14 protein-coding genes are annotated in these 17,129 nt (G+C 73.5%); 8 read left to right on the top strand and 6 right to left on the bottom strand.

Going from position 1 to position 17,129, the window contains the following annotated elements; genetic code table 11:
- The first annotated feature begins 56 nt into the window (after window positions 1-56).
- Window positions 57-1,886, top strand: a complete 1,830-nt coding sequence (locus CS0771_RS06970; RefSeq protein WP_212840275.1) for a beta-propeller domain-containing protein — start codon at window positions 57-59, stop codon at window positions 1,884-1,886.
- A 74-nt stretch (window positions 1,887-1,960) separates the two neighbouring features.
- On the opposite strand, the gene CS0771_RS06965 is transcribed toward CS0771_RS06970, so the two are convergent.
- The 3 genes from CS0771_RS06965 to CS0771_RS06955 all read right to left on the bottom strand — a co-directional run bounded on the left by CS0771_RS06965 (window position 1,961) and on the right by CS0771_RS06955 (window position 4,031).
- Window positions 1,961-2,992, bottom strand: a complete 1,032-nt coding sequence (locus tag CS0771_RS06965) for a hypothetical protein (protein WP_212840274.1) — start codon at window positions 2,990-2,992, stop codon at window positions 1,961-1,963.
- Between the two features lie 164 nt (window positions 2,993-3,156).
- The gene (locus CS0771_RS06960) at window positions 3,157-3,402 is read right to left on the bottom strand and encodes a DUF6457 domain-containing protein (RefSeq protein ID WP_212840273.1); all 246 of its coding nucleotides are present in this window, start codon (window positions 3,400-3,402) and stop codon (window positions 3,157-3,159) included.
- Entirely contained in the window at window positions 3,399-4,031 is a 633-nt protein-coding gene (locus CS0771_RS06955) for a molybdenum cofactor guanylyltransferase (RefSeq protein ID WP_212840272.1), read from the bottom strand. Before CS0771_RS06955 ends, CS0771_RS06960 begins: the two co-directional genes overlap by 4 nt.
- A gap of 95 nt (window positions 4,032-4,126) precedes the next feature.
- Here CS0771_RS06955 and CS0771_RS06950 point away from each other — a divergent pair, with 95 nt between their 5' ends.
- The 7 genes from CS0771_RS06950 to CS0771_RS06920 all read left to right on the top strand — a co-directional run bounded on the left by CS0771_RS06950 (window position 4,127) and on the right by CS0771_RS06920 (window position 12,759).
- Complete coding sequence (locus CS0771_RS06950) at window positions 4,127-5,095, top strand: DUF4192 domain-containing protein (RefSeq protein ID WP_212840271.1); 969 nt, start codon at window positions 4,127-4,129, stop codon at window positions 5,093-5,095.
- Window positions 5,096-5,179: 84 nt separating this feature from the next.
- Complete coding sequence (locus CS0771_RS06945; protein ID WP_212840270.1) at window positions 5,180-6,073, top strand: fructosamine kinase family protein; 894 nt, start codon at window positions 5,180-5,182, stop codon at window positions 6,071-6,073.
- Between the two features lie 182 nt (window positions 6,074-6,255).
- On the top strand, window positions 6,256-7,260 hold the full coding sequence (gene moaA / locus CS0771_RS06940) for a GTP 3',8-cyclase MoaA (protein WP_212840269.1): 1,005 nt from the start codon (window positions 6,256-6,258) through the stop codon (window positions 7,258-7,260).
- Window positions 7,257-7,505: a MoaD/ThiS family protein gene (locus CS0771_RS06935; RefSeq protein ID WP_203752863.1), complete on the top strand. Its 249-nt coding sequence runs from the start codon at window positions 7,257-7,259 to the stop codon at window positions 7,503-7,505. The genes moaA and CS0771_RS06935 overlap by 4 nt, the downstream gene beginning before the upstream one ends.
- 38 nt (window positions 7,506-7,543) lie before the next feature.
- The gene (locus CS0771_RS06930; protein ID WP_212845663.1) at window positions 7,544-8,896 is read left to right on the top strand and encodes a metallophosphoesterase; all 1,353 of its coding nucleotides are present in this window, start codon (window positions 7,544-7,546) and stop codon (window positions 8,894-8,896) included.
- A 71-nt stretch (window positions 8,897-8,967) separates the two neighbouring features.
- Window positions 8,968-12,036, top strand: a complete 3,069-nt coding sequence (locus CS0771_RS06925; RefSeq protein WP_212840268.1) for a UvrD-helicase domain-containing protein — start codon at window positions 8,968-8,970, stop codon at window positions 12,034-12,036.
- A 108-nt stretch (window positions 12,037-12,144) separates the two neighbouring features.
- Entirely contained in the window at window positions 12,145-12,759 is a 615-nt protein-coding gene (locus CS0771_RS06920) for a response regulator transcription factor (RefSeq protein ID WP_203752867.1), read from the top strand.
- A 73-nt stretch (window positions 12,760-12,832) separates the two neighbouring features.
- Here CS0771_RS06920 and CS0771_RS06915 read toward each other — a convergent pair whose 3' ends face one another.
- The 3 genes from CS0771_RS06915 to CS0771_RS06905 are packed head-to-tail and all read right to left on the bottom strand — an operon-like array spanning window position 12,833 to window position 17,126.
- Window positions 12,833-13,762 (bottom strand): type II secretion system F family protein, encoded by a 930-nt coding sequence (locus CS0771_RS06915; protein WP_212840267.1) that lies wholly within the window; start codon window positions 13,760-13,762, stop codon window positions 12,833-12,835.
- A gap of 2 nt (window positions 13,763-13,764) precedes the next feature.
- Window positions 13,765-15,660 (bottom strand): type II secretion system F family protein, encoded by a 1,896-nt coding sequence (locus CS0771_RS06910; protein ID WP_212840266.1) that lies wholly within the window; start codon window positions 15,658-15,660, stop codon window positions 13,765-13,767.
- Window positions 15,660-17,126 (bottom strand): CpaF family protein, encoded by a 1,467-nt coding sequence (locus CS0771_RS06905; protein WP_244870649.1) that lies wholly within the window; start codon window positions 17,124-17,126, stop codon window positions 15,660-15,662. The genes CS0771_RS06910 and CS0771_RS06905 overlap by 1 nt, the downstream gene beginning before the upstream one ends.
- Window positions 17,127-17,129 lie beyond the last annotated feature (3 nt).

Here is a 17,129-nt window from a genome sequence, read left to right as displayed (position 1 = left end):
ACGAGCGAACGGGCGCGGCGGGAGCCGGACCGCCCGCCAGCGCGTCGAAGACGGGCATGAGACGAACTGTGCTGTGTCTGGCGGCGCTGCTGCTCCTGGCGGGCTGCACGGTGACCGACGAGCCGCCGCAATCGGCCAAGGACCCGGCTCCAGTGCCCGCCCCCGAGTTCCGGCTGGTGGCCTATGACTCGTGCGAGGAGCTGCTCAAGTCGGTCCGCGCCGCCGCCAAGCAGGCGGTGCAGCCCTGGGGCTTCTATCAGGGCGGCCGCTTCTTGGCCGCGGACAGCGCGATGCGGGCGGCAGGGGGCCCGCAAGCGCTGTACGACAAGGCCGCTCCCGCGTACTCCGGCACGAACACCCACGAGGCCGGGGTCGACGAGCCGGACATCGTCAAGACCGACGGCCGCCGCATCGTGACCGTGCTCGGTGAGACGCTGCGGGTCATCGACGCGGCCTCCCGGCAGGCGACCGGCTCGCTGCACCTGGGACCCGGCTCGCACCAGCTCCTCCTGCAGGGTGACCGGGCGCTGGTGCTGACCGCGAGCTGGGGTCTCCCGGCGACGCGAGGGCTGGTCGACAGCGCCCGCATGCGGCCCGGCATGTCCGCCACCCGGGTGCGCCAGGTGGACCTGACCGGCGTGCCGAAGGTCACCGGCTCCTACGAGATCGGCGCCGAGCTGACCGACGCGCGGATGGTCGGCGGGGTCGCGCGGGTCGTGGTGACCTCGCACCCGCTCATCGACTTCCCGTGGCGCGACAAGCTCACCGACTCCGAGCGCATCGCCGCCAACCGGAAGCTGATCGACCAGGCGCCGCTGGAGAAGTGGCTGCCCGCGTACACCAGTGAAGGGGTCGCCGGGCGGCTGGACTGCGGCGACGTCAGCCGGCCGGACCGGTTCAGCGGCACCGCCACGGTGACCGTGCTCAGCTTCGACCTCGCGGCCGGGCGGTCGCTCGGCGACGGCGCGCCGGTGGGCGTGCTGGCCGACGCGAACACCGTCTACGGCAGCGGCCCGCACCTCTACCTGGCCCACGACGAGCGCTGGCGCGGCGACCAGGCACTCGGCCGCACCGAGCTGTACATGTTCGACGTGACCGGGCCGCGGCCGGTCTTCGCCGCCTCCGGCAGCGTGCCGGGCTGGCTGCTCAACCAGTACTCGCTCAGCGAGCACGACGGGGTGCTGCGGGCCGCCACCACCACGGGTCAGCCGTGGGGCGGCCAGCCGAGCAGCGAGTCCACCGTGTACACGCTGCGCCGCGACGGCGGGCAGCTGCGGCAGCTCGGCAAGCTGGGCGGGCTGGGCAAGGGCGAGCGCATCTACGCGGTGCGCTTCCTCGGGCCCACCGGCTACGTGGTGACCTTCCGGCAGACCGACCCGCTCTACGCGGTGGACCTGCGCGACCCGGCACACCCACGCCTCACCGGTGAGCTGAAGATCCCGGGTTTCAGCAGCTACCTGCACCCGCTGGACGGCGGGCGGCTGCTCGGCGTCGGGCAGGACGCCACCGAGCAGGGCAGGACCACCGGCCTGCAGGTGTCGCTGTTCGACGTCGGCGGGGCCGACCCTAGGCGCCTCGACCAGCAGAAGATCCCGCACGGCTGGAGCGAGGCCGAGCAGGACCCGCACGCGTTCCTGTACTGGCCGGACACCCGGATGCTGGTCGTGCCGTACATGGCGTACGACGGCGGGCAGCGGGCGGGCGCGCTGGTCTACCGGGTGGGCGACGACCGCCTGGAGAAGATCGGCGAGGTGAGCCGGGCCGAGCTCAGCTATCCGCGGCGTTCCCTGGTGGTCGGCGACACCCTCTGGGTCGTCGGCGACACGGTCGCCGTGGCGACCCCGCTGGCGGCCCCCGGCCCGGCCCTGGCGCGGGTGCTGCTCTAATCAACCCATGAACGAAGCTCCCGCCACGCTGTTGGGACAACGCGGCGAGAGCTTCGTTCACAACAAGGCAGAGGTCAGAGGTACTGGCCGATGCGGGTCTCGGACGGCGGGGTGATCGCGGGCTTGTCGCCCTCGCCGAAGAAGCGCTTGCCGCCGAACTCGCCGTGCAGCCGGTCGTCCAGCTCGTCGGCCAGGCCGGTCATCACCTGGATCGCCAGCGCCAGGTGGCTGGCCTGGAAGTCGCGGCCGAACACCGGGATCGAGGCCCACACGGTGCCCGAGGTGCAGTAGAGCCGGCCGATCGGCATCCGGTTGGTCAGCTCGGACAGCTTCACGAACAGCTTCTCGCCCGGCTCGATGTCGGTCAGCACCGGCGAGAACACGTCGATCAGCGGCGGCTCGTCGCGCACCCGGACGAACACCATCGCCGACCCGGCCCGGATGCCGATGTCGCCGTCGCCGTCCACCTGCAGCGCGTCCGGGTCGGTCTTCAGCATCGCGGACACCACGATGCGCACCCGGTCGGCCAGGTCCAGCCCGCTGGCGTCCAGGGAGTCGATGGACGGCAGGAACGCGTCCACCATGGACTCGTGCCGGGCGGTGGCCAGCGGCTCGACGGCGACCGGCTCCTCCTCCTGGTCGTGCGCCTCGTAGACGAGGAACGCCGGGTGCGGCGCGCCGTACACGTCGCGCAGCGTGCGGGTGATGATCCCGGCCAGCGCGTCCGGCGCGCCGGTCATGCCGAAGTTCTCCCGCGAGCCGGCCACCACGCCGGGCGGCGACCAGCCCAGCGCGACCATCGCGGCGATCGCGGGCCGCTCCAGCCGGAAGCCCTCGGGCAGATTCGCGTTGCTGACCGCGCGCGCCTGCAGGGTGCCGTCGGCGAGGTGCTCCACGCTCACCCCGTACACCGCCGAGCCGGTGCCGGAGGCGGTCGGGTCGAGCGCCAGCTCCAGCTCGGCGCCGACGGGCAGCGCGGGCAGCACCCCGGCCAGCGCCCGCGCGAAGTCACGCCACGCCTCGGCGACCTTCGCATGCAGGTCCGCGGTGGTGGGCTCGTCCAGCAGCCCGGCTTCCGCCAGGCCCGGGTTCGACAGTTCCGACATCGGCACGCCTCCTCGTCGAACCTGGCTCATCCCCCGGGATGCCTGTGGACAAACCACGTTCCTCCGTCACCGAGACATTACCGACCGGAATACTGTTCGCGTAGTCGGCCTTTTGACGCGAGAAGCCGGTTACGCGCCGATCAGCGTCGATGGCGGGCGACCGGTCAGGACGGTTCGGCGGTGCCCATACGCTGCGCGAGCGCGCTCAGTCGGGCGGCCAGCTCGGCCGGGTCACCACCCCGGCCGACCGCCAGGCCGAGCAGGAACGCCCCGACCGGGGCGCCCGGCCGTACGGTGTTGTGCGCGACGTCACGGGCCAGGTCCAGGATCAGCGTGACGTCCACGTCGGCGCGGGGCACTCCCAGCTCCGCGCATGCCGCCTCGGTGAAGTCATGCAGGTCGACGCTCACGGCCGTGCCTCCTCGTCCTCGTCGTCGCCGCGACCGGCGACGCTTCGATACTCGCGCCCGGCGCGTTCGGCCCGCGCCAGCTCGTCCGGGGTGTCGCAGTCGTACCACGGCGGCGGGCCGTCCCCGGCCCAGGCGACCTGCGCCACTTCCACGCCGTCCAGCAGCCTCCGCATCGACGCCCCGCGCGGGTCGGCCGGCAGCGCGGCCCGCAGCGCGCTGACGCGCCACAGCGCACACAGGTGCTGGCGCCTCCCCTCACGGTCGACGAACAGCGCCACGCCGGGCGAGGTGAGGCGGGCGGCGAGGGCGTCGATCGCGGACGCGGTGAGGAAGGGCAGGTCCGCTGCGGTGACCAGGACCAAACCCTGTGCGGGCAGGTGTGCGACGCCTGCGGCGAGGGCGGCGACCGGGCCGCCGCCCGGCGGCTCCTCGCGCGTCAGCACCGCGTGTACGGGCAGCTCGGAGGCCAGTTCCGGCGGGCCCACCACGATCAGCGGACGGGCGGCGGCGACTGCGGCGAGCACGCGCCGCAGCATCGGCACCCCGCCCACGGGCAGCAGCGGTTTGGCGGGATCGCCCATCCGGCGGCCCGCGCCTCCGGCCAGCACCAGCGCGGCGTACGCGCTCATCGCACCTCCCCCGACCCTGTGGACGGACCGGCGTGTCGTCCACAGGTAAACGATCATCGCTGTTCTCGGGCGGCCGCGGCGGCGAGGCTGCCCGCATGACCACGGACACCCCCGCCTACAGCCTCACCGAGCGGGCCGACCTGCTCGGATACGCGCCCTACCTGCTCGGTTTCCATCCAGCCGACAGCATCGTCGTGATGGGACTGCGCGGCGACCGCATCGTCGTCGCGGCCCGCGCCGACGTCGCCGGGCCCCGCACCGAGACGGTACGCCGCTTCGCGCAGGTGCTGCGCGCGGCGGGCCGGGGCCCGGACGCGGTCGGCTCGGTCGTGCTCCTCGGCTACGGGCCCGACCCCGGGGCGGGCGCCGCGACCAGGCACGCCGCCGACGCGCTCGACGCGCGGGGCTACCACGTCCGCGAGGTGCTGCTGCAGGACGGCGACCGTTACCACTGCCTGCAGTGCGACCGGTGCACCCCGCCGGAGGGCGCCCGGTTCGACCCGAGCGCCACCGCCGCGGCGGCGATGGCCACGTACGAGGGCCTGGTCGCCCTGCCGGACCGGGACGCCGTCGAGCGCCAGGTGGAGCCGGTCGGCGGCCTCGCCGCGGCCGCCATGACCCAGGCCGTCGACCGCGCCGAGCAGCGCCTGGCCGCCCTGCTCGCCGACGGCGGCGACGCGGCCCTGGTCACCGCCGGGGAGGCCGCCGTCGAGACGGCGCTGGACCTGGCCGAGACCGGCGGCCGCCTGGACGACGACGCCGCCGCCTGGCTCACCGTGCTGCTGCACGACCTGCGCTGCCGTGACCACGCCTGGCAGCGCACCGACGCCGCCGGCTGGCAGCACGACCTGTGGCTGGACCTCACCCGCCGCGCCGAGCCGGCCCTCGCCGCCCCGCCTGCCAGCCTGCTGGCCTGGTCCGCCTGGCGTGCCGGCAACGGCGTGCTCGCCCGCGCCGCCCTCGACCGCGCCCTGCACGCCGACCCGGCATACTCCCTGGCCCACCTGCTCACCGACGCCCTGGACCGCGCCGTCCCACCCCACTCCATCCACCCCTGGCCCTGAAAGGAAGGGCACCTTCTTATCGTTTTTCGTAGTAGAAGGTGCCCTTCTTAACCTCTGCGGCCCGCGCGGCTCAGAATGGGAGCCGTGGATCTGGCCTACCTGCGTGCGCACCCGCACCTGCTGCCGACGTTCCTGCACCACCAGCGCATCCGGGAGACGCCGGTCGACGGCGGGTCGATCTGCCACACCAGCCGGCTGACCTTCGACGACGGCGAGTCGATCTTCACGAAGTCGTGGCCCGAGACCGGTGGGCGGGCCCCTGACGGGTTCTTCGCCGCCGAGGCGCACGGGCTGCGCTGGCTCGCCGAGACCGGCACCGTCGCCGTGCCCGAGGTGCTGGTCGACACGCCGGACCTGCTCGGCATGGCCTGGATCGAGCACGGACAGCCGTCGGCCCGGGCCGCCGAGGAGTTCGGCCGCGCCCTCGCCGGCCTGCACCGGGCCGGGGCGCCCGCGTTCGGGGCGGACTGGGCCGGGTTCCACGGCTCCGCGCAGATGGACAACACGCCCGGTCCGGGGCCGTGGCACGAGTGGTACGCCGAGCGGCGGCTGACCGCGTACCTGCGGCTCTCCATGGACCGGGGCGCGCTGGAGCGGGACGACGTCGCTCGCGTCGAGCGGGTCATCGCGGGCCTGGACCGGGTGGGCGGCGACGAGGGGCCCGCGCGCATCCACGGCGACCTGTGGACCGGCAACCTGCTGTGGGGTGCCGATGGGCGCTGCTGGCTGGTTGACCCGGCCGCGCACGGCGGCCACCGCGAGACCGACCTGGCGTACCTGCGCCTGTGGGGCGGGGCGCCGCACCTGGAGCGGATCCTGTCGGCTTACGCCGAGGCGTGGCCGCCCGCCGACGGCTGGCACAACCGCGTCCCGCTGCACCAGCTCTCCATGTACCTGCTGCACACGGCCCTGTTCGGCGCCGCCTTCGCCCCCGGCGTCCGCGACACCACCAGCGCCTGCCTCCCCCTCACCGCCTGACCCGCCCACCCCGTCCCGATGCCCGTGCGGGCCGCAGTTTCAGGGAAAGTGCGGCTTCCGGAGGCCCGGTGGGTGCAGTTTCCCCGAAACTGCCGAGCCGCAGGAGGGTCGGCAACACGGCCGGGATCCTGCCAGGTGACCAGGGAGCGCGCATGCCCTTGACGGCGCGGTAGGTTCGTCAGGTGACCTCCGCGCACCCTGGACTGATCGACCGCTACGGCCGTCGCGCCGTCGATCTGCGGGTCTCGCTGACGGATCGGTGCAACCTGCGCTGTTCGTACTGTATGCCCCCCGAAGGCCTGCCCTGGCTGCCCAAGGCCGAGATCCTCACCGACGGCGAGGTGCTCCGGCTGATCACCATCGCGGTGACCCGGCTCGGGGTCGAGGAGGTGCGCTTCACCGGCGGCGAGCCGCTGCTGCGCCCCGGCATCGTGGACATCGTGGCCGGCTCGGCGGCGCTGTCGCCCCGGCCCCGGCTCTCGATCACCACCAACGGCATCGGGCTGGCCCGCCTCGCCGTGCCGCTGCGCGACGCCGGGCTGGACCGGGTCAACGTCTCGCTGGACACCATCGACCCGGAGCGCTTCGCCGCGATCGCGCTGCGCCGCCGCTTCCAGGACGTGATCGACGGGCTGTCCGGCGCGGCCGCGGCCGGGCTGACCCCGGTGAAGCTCAACGCGGTGCTGCTGCGCGACGTGAACGACGACGAGGCCCCCGCGCTGCTGCGCTTCGCCCTCAAGCACGGGTACGAGCTGCGTTTCATCGAGCAGATGCCGCTCGACGCCCAGCACGGGTGGAGCCGTGACCGCATGGTCACCGCGGACGAGATCCTGGCCTCGCTGACCACCGAATTCGACCTCACCCCCGACCCCGCCGAGCGGGGCGGCGCACCAGCCGAGACGTGGCTGGTCGACGGCGGTCCGGCGAAGGTCGGCGTGATCGCGTCGGTCACCCGGCCGTTCTGCGGCGACTGCGACCGGACCCGGCTGACCGCCGACGGCCAGGTGCGCAACTGCCTGTTCGCCCGGGGCGAGACCGACCTGCGCGGGCTGCTGCGCGGCGGTGCCGGCGACGAGGAGATCGCGCAGCGCTGGCGCGAGGCGATGTGGGGCAAGATGCCCGGCCACGGCATCGACAACCCGCGCTTCCTGCAGCCCACCCGGCCCATGTCCGCCATCGGGGGATGAACGTGATCACGATCCGCTACTACGCGGGCGCGCGCGCCGCCGCCGGGGTCGGCGAGGAGCGGCTGCCCGCGGGGCTCGACCTCACTCAGTTGGTCAAGGAGCTGAGCACGGCGCACGGGGACCGGCTGGGGCGGGTGCTCCTTTCAGCCAGCTTTCTGGTTGACGGGCTAGCCTGGCACGACCGCCGCGCGCCCATTCCGTCCGGCGCGACCGTGGACGTGCTTCCGCCCTTCGCCGGCGGGTGAAAGGACACCCCGTGCTGCAAGCAGTGCTGTTCCTCAGCATGGTGCTGGTCGTGGTCGGCCCGATCCACTGGTACCTGTGGAAGCGGCTGGTCAAGGACACCACCACCACGCGGCGCGGGCGCCGGATCGGCACGGCCGCGATCATCGCGCTGGCGGTGGCGCTGCTGGCGGCGTTCATCGTGCCCCGGGTGATCGGCGCGAAGGCCTCCTGGATCATCCCCCTGGTCGGCTACATGTGGCTGGCCGTGCTGTTCTACCTGCTGGTCATCCTGCTGGTGCTGGAGATCCCCCGGCTGATCGCCAACCGCACCTGGGCCCGCCGCCCGGCGCGGGTGGCGGTCGACGAGGCGGGCCTGGCCACCTCTGAGCCCGCGCCTGCCCCGGTCGGGGCCGTGCGCACCGCGCTGGCCGAGCCGGGCCTGCCCGGAGCGGCCGCGCAACCGGCGGCCGGGAGCACCGAACCCGCCGGGCCTACGAGCGATGACGGGGCCTCGGACGGCCCCGACGCCGGGCCGGTCGGCGGATCAAGCACCGGCGCACCGAGGCAGGGCACCGGGCCGGTGGACCCCTCGCGGCGGCTGCTGCTCGCGCGGAGTGCGGCGATCTTCGCCGGGCTGACCGCCACCGGCATCACCGGCTACGGCGTCAAGACCGCGCTCGGCGACCCGGTGCTCAAGCGGGTGCAGATCCCGCTCGCGAAGCTGCCACGCAGCCTGGACGGCTACAAGATCGCCCTGGTCAGCGACATCCATCTGGGCCCGCTGACCGGCGTCGAGCACAGCCGCCGCATCGTGCGCTCGATCAACGGCATGAACGCCGACCTCATCGCGGTGGTCGGCGACCTGGTCGACGGCAGCGTCGCCGAGCTGGCCGACGAGGCGGCGCCGCTGCGTGAGCTGAGCTCCCGCGACGGGGCCTACTTCGTCACCGGCAACCACGAGTACTTCTCCGGTGCCGAGGAGTGGCTGGTCGAGGTGGACCGGCTCGGCATGCGGCCGCTGCAGAACGAGCGGCTGGAGATCCGCGGCCTGACCCTGGCCGGCGTCAACGACCTCAGCGGCGGTGACCTGGGCGAGGGCGGGCCGGACTTCGGCAAGGCGCTGGACGGCCGCGACCCGGCCAAGCCCGTGGTGCTGCTCGCGCACCAGCCGATCCAGGCGTTCGAGGCGGCGAAGCACGGCGTCGACCTGCAACTGTCGGGACACACGCACGGCGGGCAGATGGTGCCGTTCAACCTGCTCGCCGGGCTGCAGCAGCCGGTGATCTCCGGGCTCGGCGAGGTGGACGGCACGCAGGTGTACGTCACCAACGGGGCCGGCTTCTGGGGCCCGCCGGTGCGGGTCGGGGCGCCGCCGGACATCACCCTGATCGAGCTGCGTTCCGAGGCCTGACCTGCGCGGCCTCGTGCGGGCGCGGTGCCGGGTGAGGTAAGAACTCTCACTGAAGCGCGTGGCGGTTGCCAATGGACCCGCTACGCGTGTCAGGATGCGACGTGCCCCCCGTCTGGACCGCTGATCTGCATATCCACTCGCGGTATTCGCGTGCGTGCAGCAAGGACCTCGAACTGCCCACGCTGGCGTGGTGGGCACGGCGCAAGGGCGTGGCACTGCTCGGCACCGGCGACGTCACCCACCCGGCCTGGTACGAGCACCTGCGCGAGCAGCTGCGCGAGGCCGAGCCGGGCCTGTACCGGCTGTCCCCCGAGGCGGAGCGGGATGTGGCGCAGCGGCTGCCCGCCCGGCTGGCCGCGGGCGAGCCCGCCCGGTTCATGCTCAGCGCGGAGATCTCCACGATCTACAAGCGCGGCGACCGCACGCGCAAGGTGCACCACCTGATCTACCTGCCCGACCTGGAGGCCGCGCAGCGCTTCCGCGACCGGCTGGGCCGGGTCGGCAACCTGGCCGGCGACGGCCGGCCGATCCTCGGCCTGGACTCGCGGGACCTGCTGGAGATCACCCTGGACGCGAGCCCGGACGCGTACCTGGTCCCGGCGCACATCTGGACGCCGTGGTTCTCGGCGCTGGGCTCCAAGTCGGGCTTCGACGCGATCGCCGACTGCTACGCCGACCTGGCCGGGCACATCACGGCCGTGGAGACCGGCCTGTCCAGCGACCCGGCGATGAACCACCGGGTGTCCAGCCTGGACGGATACGCCCTGGTCTCGAACTCCGACGCCCACTCGCCGCAGGCGCTGGCCAGGGAGGCCACCCGCTTCGACTGCGCGCTGGACTACCACGCGCTCAAGGCCGCGCTGGCGGGCGCGCCGGGCCTGGCCGGAACGATCGAGTTCTTCCCGGAGGAGGGCAAGTACCACGGGGACGGGCACCGCGACTGCGGCGTGAACTGGACCCCGGCCCAGTCGAAGGCCACCGGCGGGATCTGCCCGGTGTGCCACCGGCCGCTGACCATCGGCGTGCTGGCCCGGGTCGAGGCGCTGGCCGACCGGCCCGAGGGCGCTACCGCGCCGAACGCCCGCCCGGTCACCCACCTGGTGCAGCTGCCGGAGATCGTCGGCGAGCTGGAGGGCGTCGGCCCGAAGACCCGCACCGTCGAGGGCAGGGTGAACGCCCTGGTCGCGGCGCTGGGCTCGGAGCTGGACATCCTCATGGACGCCCCGCTGGACGAGGTGACCGCCGCCGGCGGCGAGCTGCTGGGCGAGGCCCTGCGCCGCCTGCGCGCGGGCCGGGTGACCCGGGTGCCCGGCTACGACGGCGAGTACGGCGTGATCCGCCTGTTCGAGCCGGCGGAGCTGCGCCCCGCCGCCGCCGCGGACACCCTGTTCGACCTGCCCGCGCCGGTCGCGCCCGCCGCACCGCGCAAGCCGCGTGCGCCGAAGGCAGCTCCGAGCAAGCCGGCGGTACGCCGTACCAAGCCGGTCTCCGCGCCGCCGCTGCCGCCGCCGCCCTCGCCGCACGAGCCGTTCGAGCCGATGCTCGCCGGGATGGAGGAGGTCGGCACCGGCCTGCTGGACCGCCTCGACGCGATGCAGCGGGTGGCCGCGTCCGCGCCGGGCGGCCCGCTGCTGATCGTGGCCGGGCCGGGCACGGGCAAGACCCGCACGCTGACCCACCGCCTGGCGTACCTGTGCGCCGAGATGAACGTCTACCCCGAGGACTGCCTGGCCATCACGTTCACCCGGCGGGCCGCCGAGGAGCTGCGGCACCGGCTGGGCGGGCTGCTCGGTCCGGTCGCCGAGGACGTCACCGTGGCCACGTTCCACTCGCTGGCGCTGTCGGTGCTGCGCGAGCAGGAGCCCGACCTGGTGGTGACCGACGAGCCGGGCGGCGAGGGGGTCGCGCTGGACGAGCTGATCCCGCGCCTGGTCGCGCTGCTCAAGGCGCAGCCGTCGCTGGCGGACAAGCTGCGCTCGCGCTGGCCGTGGGTGTTCGTCGACGAATACCAGGACGTGGACGCCGACCAGTACGCGCTGCTGCGGCTGCTGGTGCCCAGCGACGGCAACCTGTGCGCGATCGGCGACCCGGACCAGGCGATCTACTCGTTCCGGGGCGCCGACGTCTCGTTCTTCCTGCAGTTCTCCCGCGACTTCGTCGACGCCCGGGTGGTGCGCCTGACCCGCAACTACCGCTCGTCGGCGCCGATCCTGGCCGCCGCGACGCAGGCCATCGCGCCCAGCTCGCTGGTGCCGGGGCGGCGGCTCGACCCGGCCAAGGTGGACCTGGAGGCGCCGCTGATCGGCGTCTACCCGGCGAGCAGCCCGGCCGACGAGGCGGCGTTCATCGCCCGCAAGGTCGACGAGCTGGTCGGCGGCGTGTCCCACCGCACCCGCGCGGACGTACGCGGGGTGACCGGCACGACGGTGTCCTTCTCCGACATCGCGGTGCTCTACCGCACCGACGCGCAGGCCGCAGCGATCGTGGACGCGCTGTCCCGGGCCGGGGTGCCGGTGCAGAAGCGCTCGCACGACCGGCTGCGCAGCCGGGCCGGGGTGAACACGCTGCTCGCGGAGCTGCGCCTGGCGAACGGGCTGACCGGCTCGGTCGCGGCCCGGCTGAAGCTGACCGCGAAGGTGCTCATCGAGCGCCCGGCGCTGGGCGGCGGCTCGCCCGAGCCGGACGAGGTCTGGGCCGCGGTCGACCTGCTCACCCCGCTGGCCCTGCGCTGCGGGCAGGACCTGCAGCGGTTCCTGGGCGAGGTGGCCACCGGCGCGGAGGTCGACGCGCTCGACCCGCGGGCCGAGGCGGTCACCCTGCTCACCCTGCATGCCGCGAAGGGCCTGGAGTTCCCGGTCGTGTTCCTGGCCGGGTGCGAGGACGGGCTGCTGCCGCTGCGGCTGCCCGGCTCGGCGCCGACCGAGGCCGAGGTCGCCGAGGAGCGGCGGCTGTTCTTCGTCGGGCTGACCCGGGCGCAGCGGCGGCTCTACCTGAGCCACGCCGCGCGGCGCGTCCGCTATGGCAGCGAGCGCGACTGCCGCCCCACGCCGTTCCTGGCGCCGGTCGACGCGGGCCTGCTCGAGCAGCTCGGCGACCAGGCTCCACGCCGACCCCGTGACCAGCAACTACGCCTGATCTGACGAATCATGGAACCCGAACGGCTGAGTTCGGTGACATGACAGTGACACCGACGGGGGCGGCGGCGCTGTGTAGGACAAGAGTGTCCCCAGCGTCACAAGGAGCGTCCCTTGTCGGTCAAGCTTGTCGCGGTCGACCCCGTCACGCTGGTGCGCCTCGGGTATAGCGCCGCCTGCGCGTCCCATCCCGATATCGACCTGGTGGGCCAGGCCGCGACCGGCGAGGAGACGATCAACCTCATCAGCGACCTGGATCCGGACGTGGTCACCATCGACGCGTCCATTCCGGGCCAGGGTGGCCTCCAGCTCGCGGCCGAGCTGCGCACGCAGCGCCCGCAGCTGGGGCTGGTGCTGACCGGTCCCGCCGAGGACGGCCTGCTGCTGCAGGCATTGCAGGCCGGGCTCTCGGCATACCTGCCGCGCACCGCGCCGGTCGAGCTGCTGCTGTCCGCGGTGCGGCATGCGGCGGTGGCCCCGGCTTCGTTCACCGCGCCGAACCTGGCCGAGGCGATGGCCCGCCGGCGCACCCGCTCCACCACGCTGAGCCCGCGGGAGGAGCAGATCCTGCGGCAGTTGCACGACGGCGGCAGCCTGGCCGCGATCGCGTCGCGCATGCGGCTGACCGAGTCGACGGTGCGCACGTACGTCGCCCGGCTCTACGACAAGCTCGGCGTGCACAACCGGACCCAGGCCCTGCAGGCCGCGGCCCGGCTGTACCTGATCTGACTTCGGCCCGGATACGCCGAAGCTCCGTTCACGTTGCCGGAGAGCAGCGCGAACGGAGCTTCGCTCAGCCGTGTCAGCGGGCTGCGAAGTTCTCGACGATCTTCACGGCGCCCGGTCCGATCACCACGATGAACACCGCCGGGAACAGGCAGAGGATCAGCGGGAAAATGATCTTCACGGGAAGCTTGCGGGCCTGCTCCTCGGCGCGCTGGCGACGCTTGATCCGCATCTGCCGGGCCTGCTCGCGCAGCACGCCCGCGATCGGGATACCCAGCTCACCGGCCTGCACCAGCGAGGTCGCAATGGTCTTCAGCTCGGGCACGCTGGTCCGCGCGGCCAGGTCGCGCAGCGCCTCGGCGCGGCGCCGTCCCATCTGCATCTCCTGCAGCACCCGCGCGAACTCCCGGGAGAGCGCACCCGGCATCGTCTGGGCCACCTGCACGAGCGCCGAGTCGAAGCCCAGACCCGCCTCCACGGAGAGCGTGAGCAGGTCGAGCGCGTCCGGCAGCTGGCGGCGGATCTCCTGCTGGCGGCGCAGGGCCTGGTCATAGACCACGATGAACGGCACCCAGAACCCGACCGCGCCGGCCAGCACCACGGTGAGCGCGAGGTTCGCCCCGCCGAAGTCGAAGGCGAAGCCGAACGCGCCGCCCACGAAGGCGAAGAGCAGCAGCGAGAGACCCTGCATTTCCATGATCCGCTCCGGCGGCCACGCCACCGGGTTGCCCGCCAGGTCGAGCCAGACCTGCAGCCGCGCCGCCGCGCCCCGAGGGGTCAGCAGCCGGCCGAGCGCGGAGACCTGCCGCGCGGCGGGCTTGAGCCGGTCGCCGAGGCTCTCCTCGGCGACCGCCGCGCTGCCGGGGGCGTACACGGTGTCGATGGTCTCCAGGGCCCTGGCCACGCCGGAGCGGCCCACGCTCGCCGAGGCCAGCGTGACCACGGCGACCAGGATTGCCAGGAAGATCGCGCCGACCCCGACGTTGAGGAGGATCTGCTGGTTCACGGTCACACCTCGATTCGGATCATCCGGGACAGCCAGAAGCCGCCGACCGAGACCAGGACGACCCCGACGATGCTCATCAGGATGCCGAGCGGATGGGTGTACAGCGGGCGGATGTAGTCCCCACGCAGAATGATCATGAACAGCGCCAGCCCGATCGGCAGCCCCAGCAGCACCCACGCGCTGAGCCGCCCCTCGGCCGAAAGCGACCGGACCTCGCGGTAGAGCGCCTCACGCTCCCGCATGGACTCGACCGTGGTGGTCAGCACCTCGGCGAGATTGCCGCCGACCTCGCGCTGCACCCGGACCGCCACGACCGCCCAGGCGAGCTCCCGGCTGCGCATCCGCACGGCGACACGGTCCAGGGCGTCCTCGATGTCGACACCCAGCCGGGTCTCGCCGAGCGCCCGGCCGAACTCCGCGGCGATCGGGTTCGGCAGCTCCCGGGACATCGCCTCCACGGCCTGCGTCAGCGAGAAGCCGGACCGCAGCGAGCCGACCACCAACTGCAGGGCGTCGGGCAGCAGGTCACGGAACGCCGAGACCCGCCTCGCCGCCCGATTGCGGTGGTAGAGGGCGGTCAGCGCCCAGCCGAACACCGGCCCCAGCAGCACTCCAGGCACGGGTCCCAGCAGCAGGCCGCACAGCAGCGCGACGGCCAGGCACACCGCGGCGCGCAGCAGCAGCCACTCGTGCGGGCGCAGCCGCATACCCGCCCGGTCCAGCTGCAGCGCCAGCCGCCCCTCGGCGTTGGCCGACTTGACGACCTGCTCCGACAGCGCCAGTGCGGCGGCAGTGACCTGGCTGTTGGCGTCGGCCGGTGTGCCGCGGCGGACCGGCATGGTGAACTGCTCCACCTGCGCCAGCCGGCGGCGCCGCTCCGACGCGGACATGACCGGGGTCACCACCACCAGGGCCACCCCGAGCAGCGCCAGGAACACGAGTCCGGCCACCGCCCACAGCCACCACGGAGCGGGCGGTGCGGCGGGCGTGCCCACCAGCGGGCCGGCCGCCCTGGTGTCGACCGCGAAGGTGACCGGCACCTCCGTGGTCACGCCCCCGGCGGTCACCGCGAGCCGCGTCTGACGGCCCGACATCGCCGCCGGGACGTCGACGCGCACCAGCAGGTTGGCACTGAACGAGCCGGATGCCTCGGCGAACGCAGCGCTGAGCGCGGCCGCGTCGGCGGCCGTACGCGCCGTGCCGCCGGTGCCCGTGGCCAGTCCGGCCAGCACGTTCGCGGTCGTGTCCGGGGTCTTGAAGGCGATGGTGTCGACGGGGATCGTGCCAACGGCCTTCTGCACCGCGGCCAGGTTCGAGGTGGACGCGGTGTCGGCGCCGTCGGACAGCGCGACGATCCGGCGCTGCCCCCACTTTCCGCCGCCGAGCATCACCGAGGCCAGCCGGACGCCGTCGTAGAGGGCGGTCTCTCCCTTGGTCGCCAGCCCGTCCACCGCTCGCAGCGCGGCGGCACGGTCCTTGGTCGCCTTCTGGAGCACGGCAGCCGGGGCGCCGGCGGTGATCACGCCGATCTCCACGTCGGCGGGCACGGTGCGCAGGAAACCGCGGGCGGCCTCCTGGGCCGCCTTGATCGGCTCGCCGGCCATGGATCCCGACGTGTCGAGGACCAGCACCACCCCGCGGCGTGGCGTCGCGGCGGTGGCCGTCGCGACCACCTGCTGCGCGGCGACCCGCAGGTCCTGGCCGTCCGCGGACACGCTCACCTGGCCCAGGGACCGGCCCGCCGGCAGGTCGATCGCGGACAGGTAGAACTCCACCAGGCCGGCCTCCCGGCGCAGCCCGGACACGGTCAGCGCGGGCTCGGCCGCGACGGCCGGGGCGCCCACGCCCAGCAGCAGGGCGGCTGCCGCGGCGGGCAGCACGGTCAGCATCCGGCGCATCAGATGCCCCTGCCGTAGAGCTCGGGGGCGATGGTGATGCCGTGGTCGGCGAGCTGGTCCACGAAACGCGGCCGCAGCCCGGTGCTGACCAGCGCGCCCTGGTGACGGCCGAACTGGTCCTGGCCCGCGCGGAAGTCGAAGGTGTACAGGTCCTGCATGGTGAGCACGTCGCCCTCCATCCCGGTGACCTCGGTGATGTGTGTGATCCGGCGCGAGCCGTCGCGCAGCCGGGACAGCTGGACGATGATGTCCACCGCGCTCGCGATCTGCTCACGGACCGCGCGTATCGGCAGGTCCATGCCCGCCATCAGCACCATCGTCTCGAGCCGGGCGACCGAGTCGCGCGGCGAGTTGGCGTGCACGGTGGTCAGCGAGCCGTCGTGGCCGGTGTTCATCGCCTGGAGCATGTCGAGCGCGGCACCGTCGCGGACCTCGCCGACCACGATGCGGTCCGGGCGCATGCGCAGCGCGTTGCGCACCAGGTCGCGGATGGTCACCTCGCCCCGGCCCTCGACGTTCGGCGGGCGGTACTCCAGGCGCAGCACGTGCTCCTGGGCCAGCCGCAGCTCAGCGGAGTCCTCGATGGTGATGATGCGCTCGTCCCCGGGCAGGAACGAGGAGACCACGTTGAGCAGCGTGGTCTTGCCGGTGCCGGTGCCGCCGGAGATCAGGATGTCCAGCCGGCCCTGCACGCAGGCGCGCAGCAGGTCGGCGACGCGCTGCGACATGGTGCCGAAGCTGATCAGGTCCTCGACGGTGAACGGGTCGGCGGCGAACTTGCGCACGGTCAGCGCGGCGCCGTCGAGCGCGATCGGGGGCACCACCGCGTTGACCCGGCTGCCGTCGGGCAGGCGGGCGTCGACCATGGGGGACGACTCGTCGATGCGGCGCCCGACCCGGGAAACGATCTTGTCGATGACCCGGCGCAGGTGCGTCTCGTCCATGAACGCCGCGTCCACGGCGTGGATGTGGCCGAACCGCTCGACGTAGATGCGGTCCCAGGCGTTCACCATGATCTCGGTGACCTCGGGGTCGCGCAGCAGCGGCTCGATCGGACCGTGCCCCAGGATCTCGTCGAGGATCTGGCGGTAGGCCGTGGTCCGGTCACCGGCGGTGAGGTTGGCCTCCTCGCGCGAGAGCACCTCGGGCAGGCTCTCGCGCACCCGGCGCTCCAGCTCGGCGTCGTCCGAGACGGTGTCGTAGAGCTGCGGCCCGAGCAGCTCCAGCAGCGCCTGGTGCGCGCGCTTGCGTACGGCCGCGAGCGGGTCGTACGCCCGCCGGGTGTTGCGCCGGCCGAACTGGATCGCGCTGACCGGCACCGCGGAGACGGGCATGGTGTGGGAGCCCGCGACGGGCATGCCTGCGGCCGCGCCGGAGGCCTCGTTCACGCTGCCGAGGCGCTCGCTGAGCACACCCGGGCTCGCCGGGGCGGGGGTGCGCCGGCCGAGTCGGTCCTGCAGTGACATCGG

Source organism: Catellatospora sp. IY07-71 (genome assembly GCF_018326265.1).
Lineage (GTDB): Bacteria > Actinomycetota > Actinomycetes > Mycobacteriales > Micromonosporaceae > Catellatospora.
The sequence above is the reverse complement of the archived record's forward strand: the minus strand, read 5'-3'. Positions and strand labels throughout refer to the sequence as shown.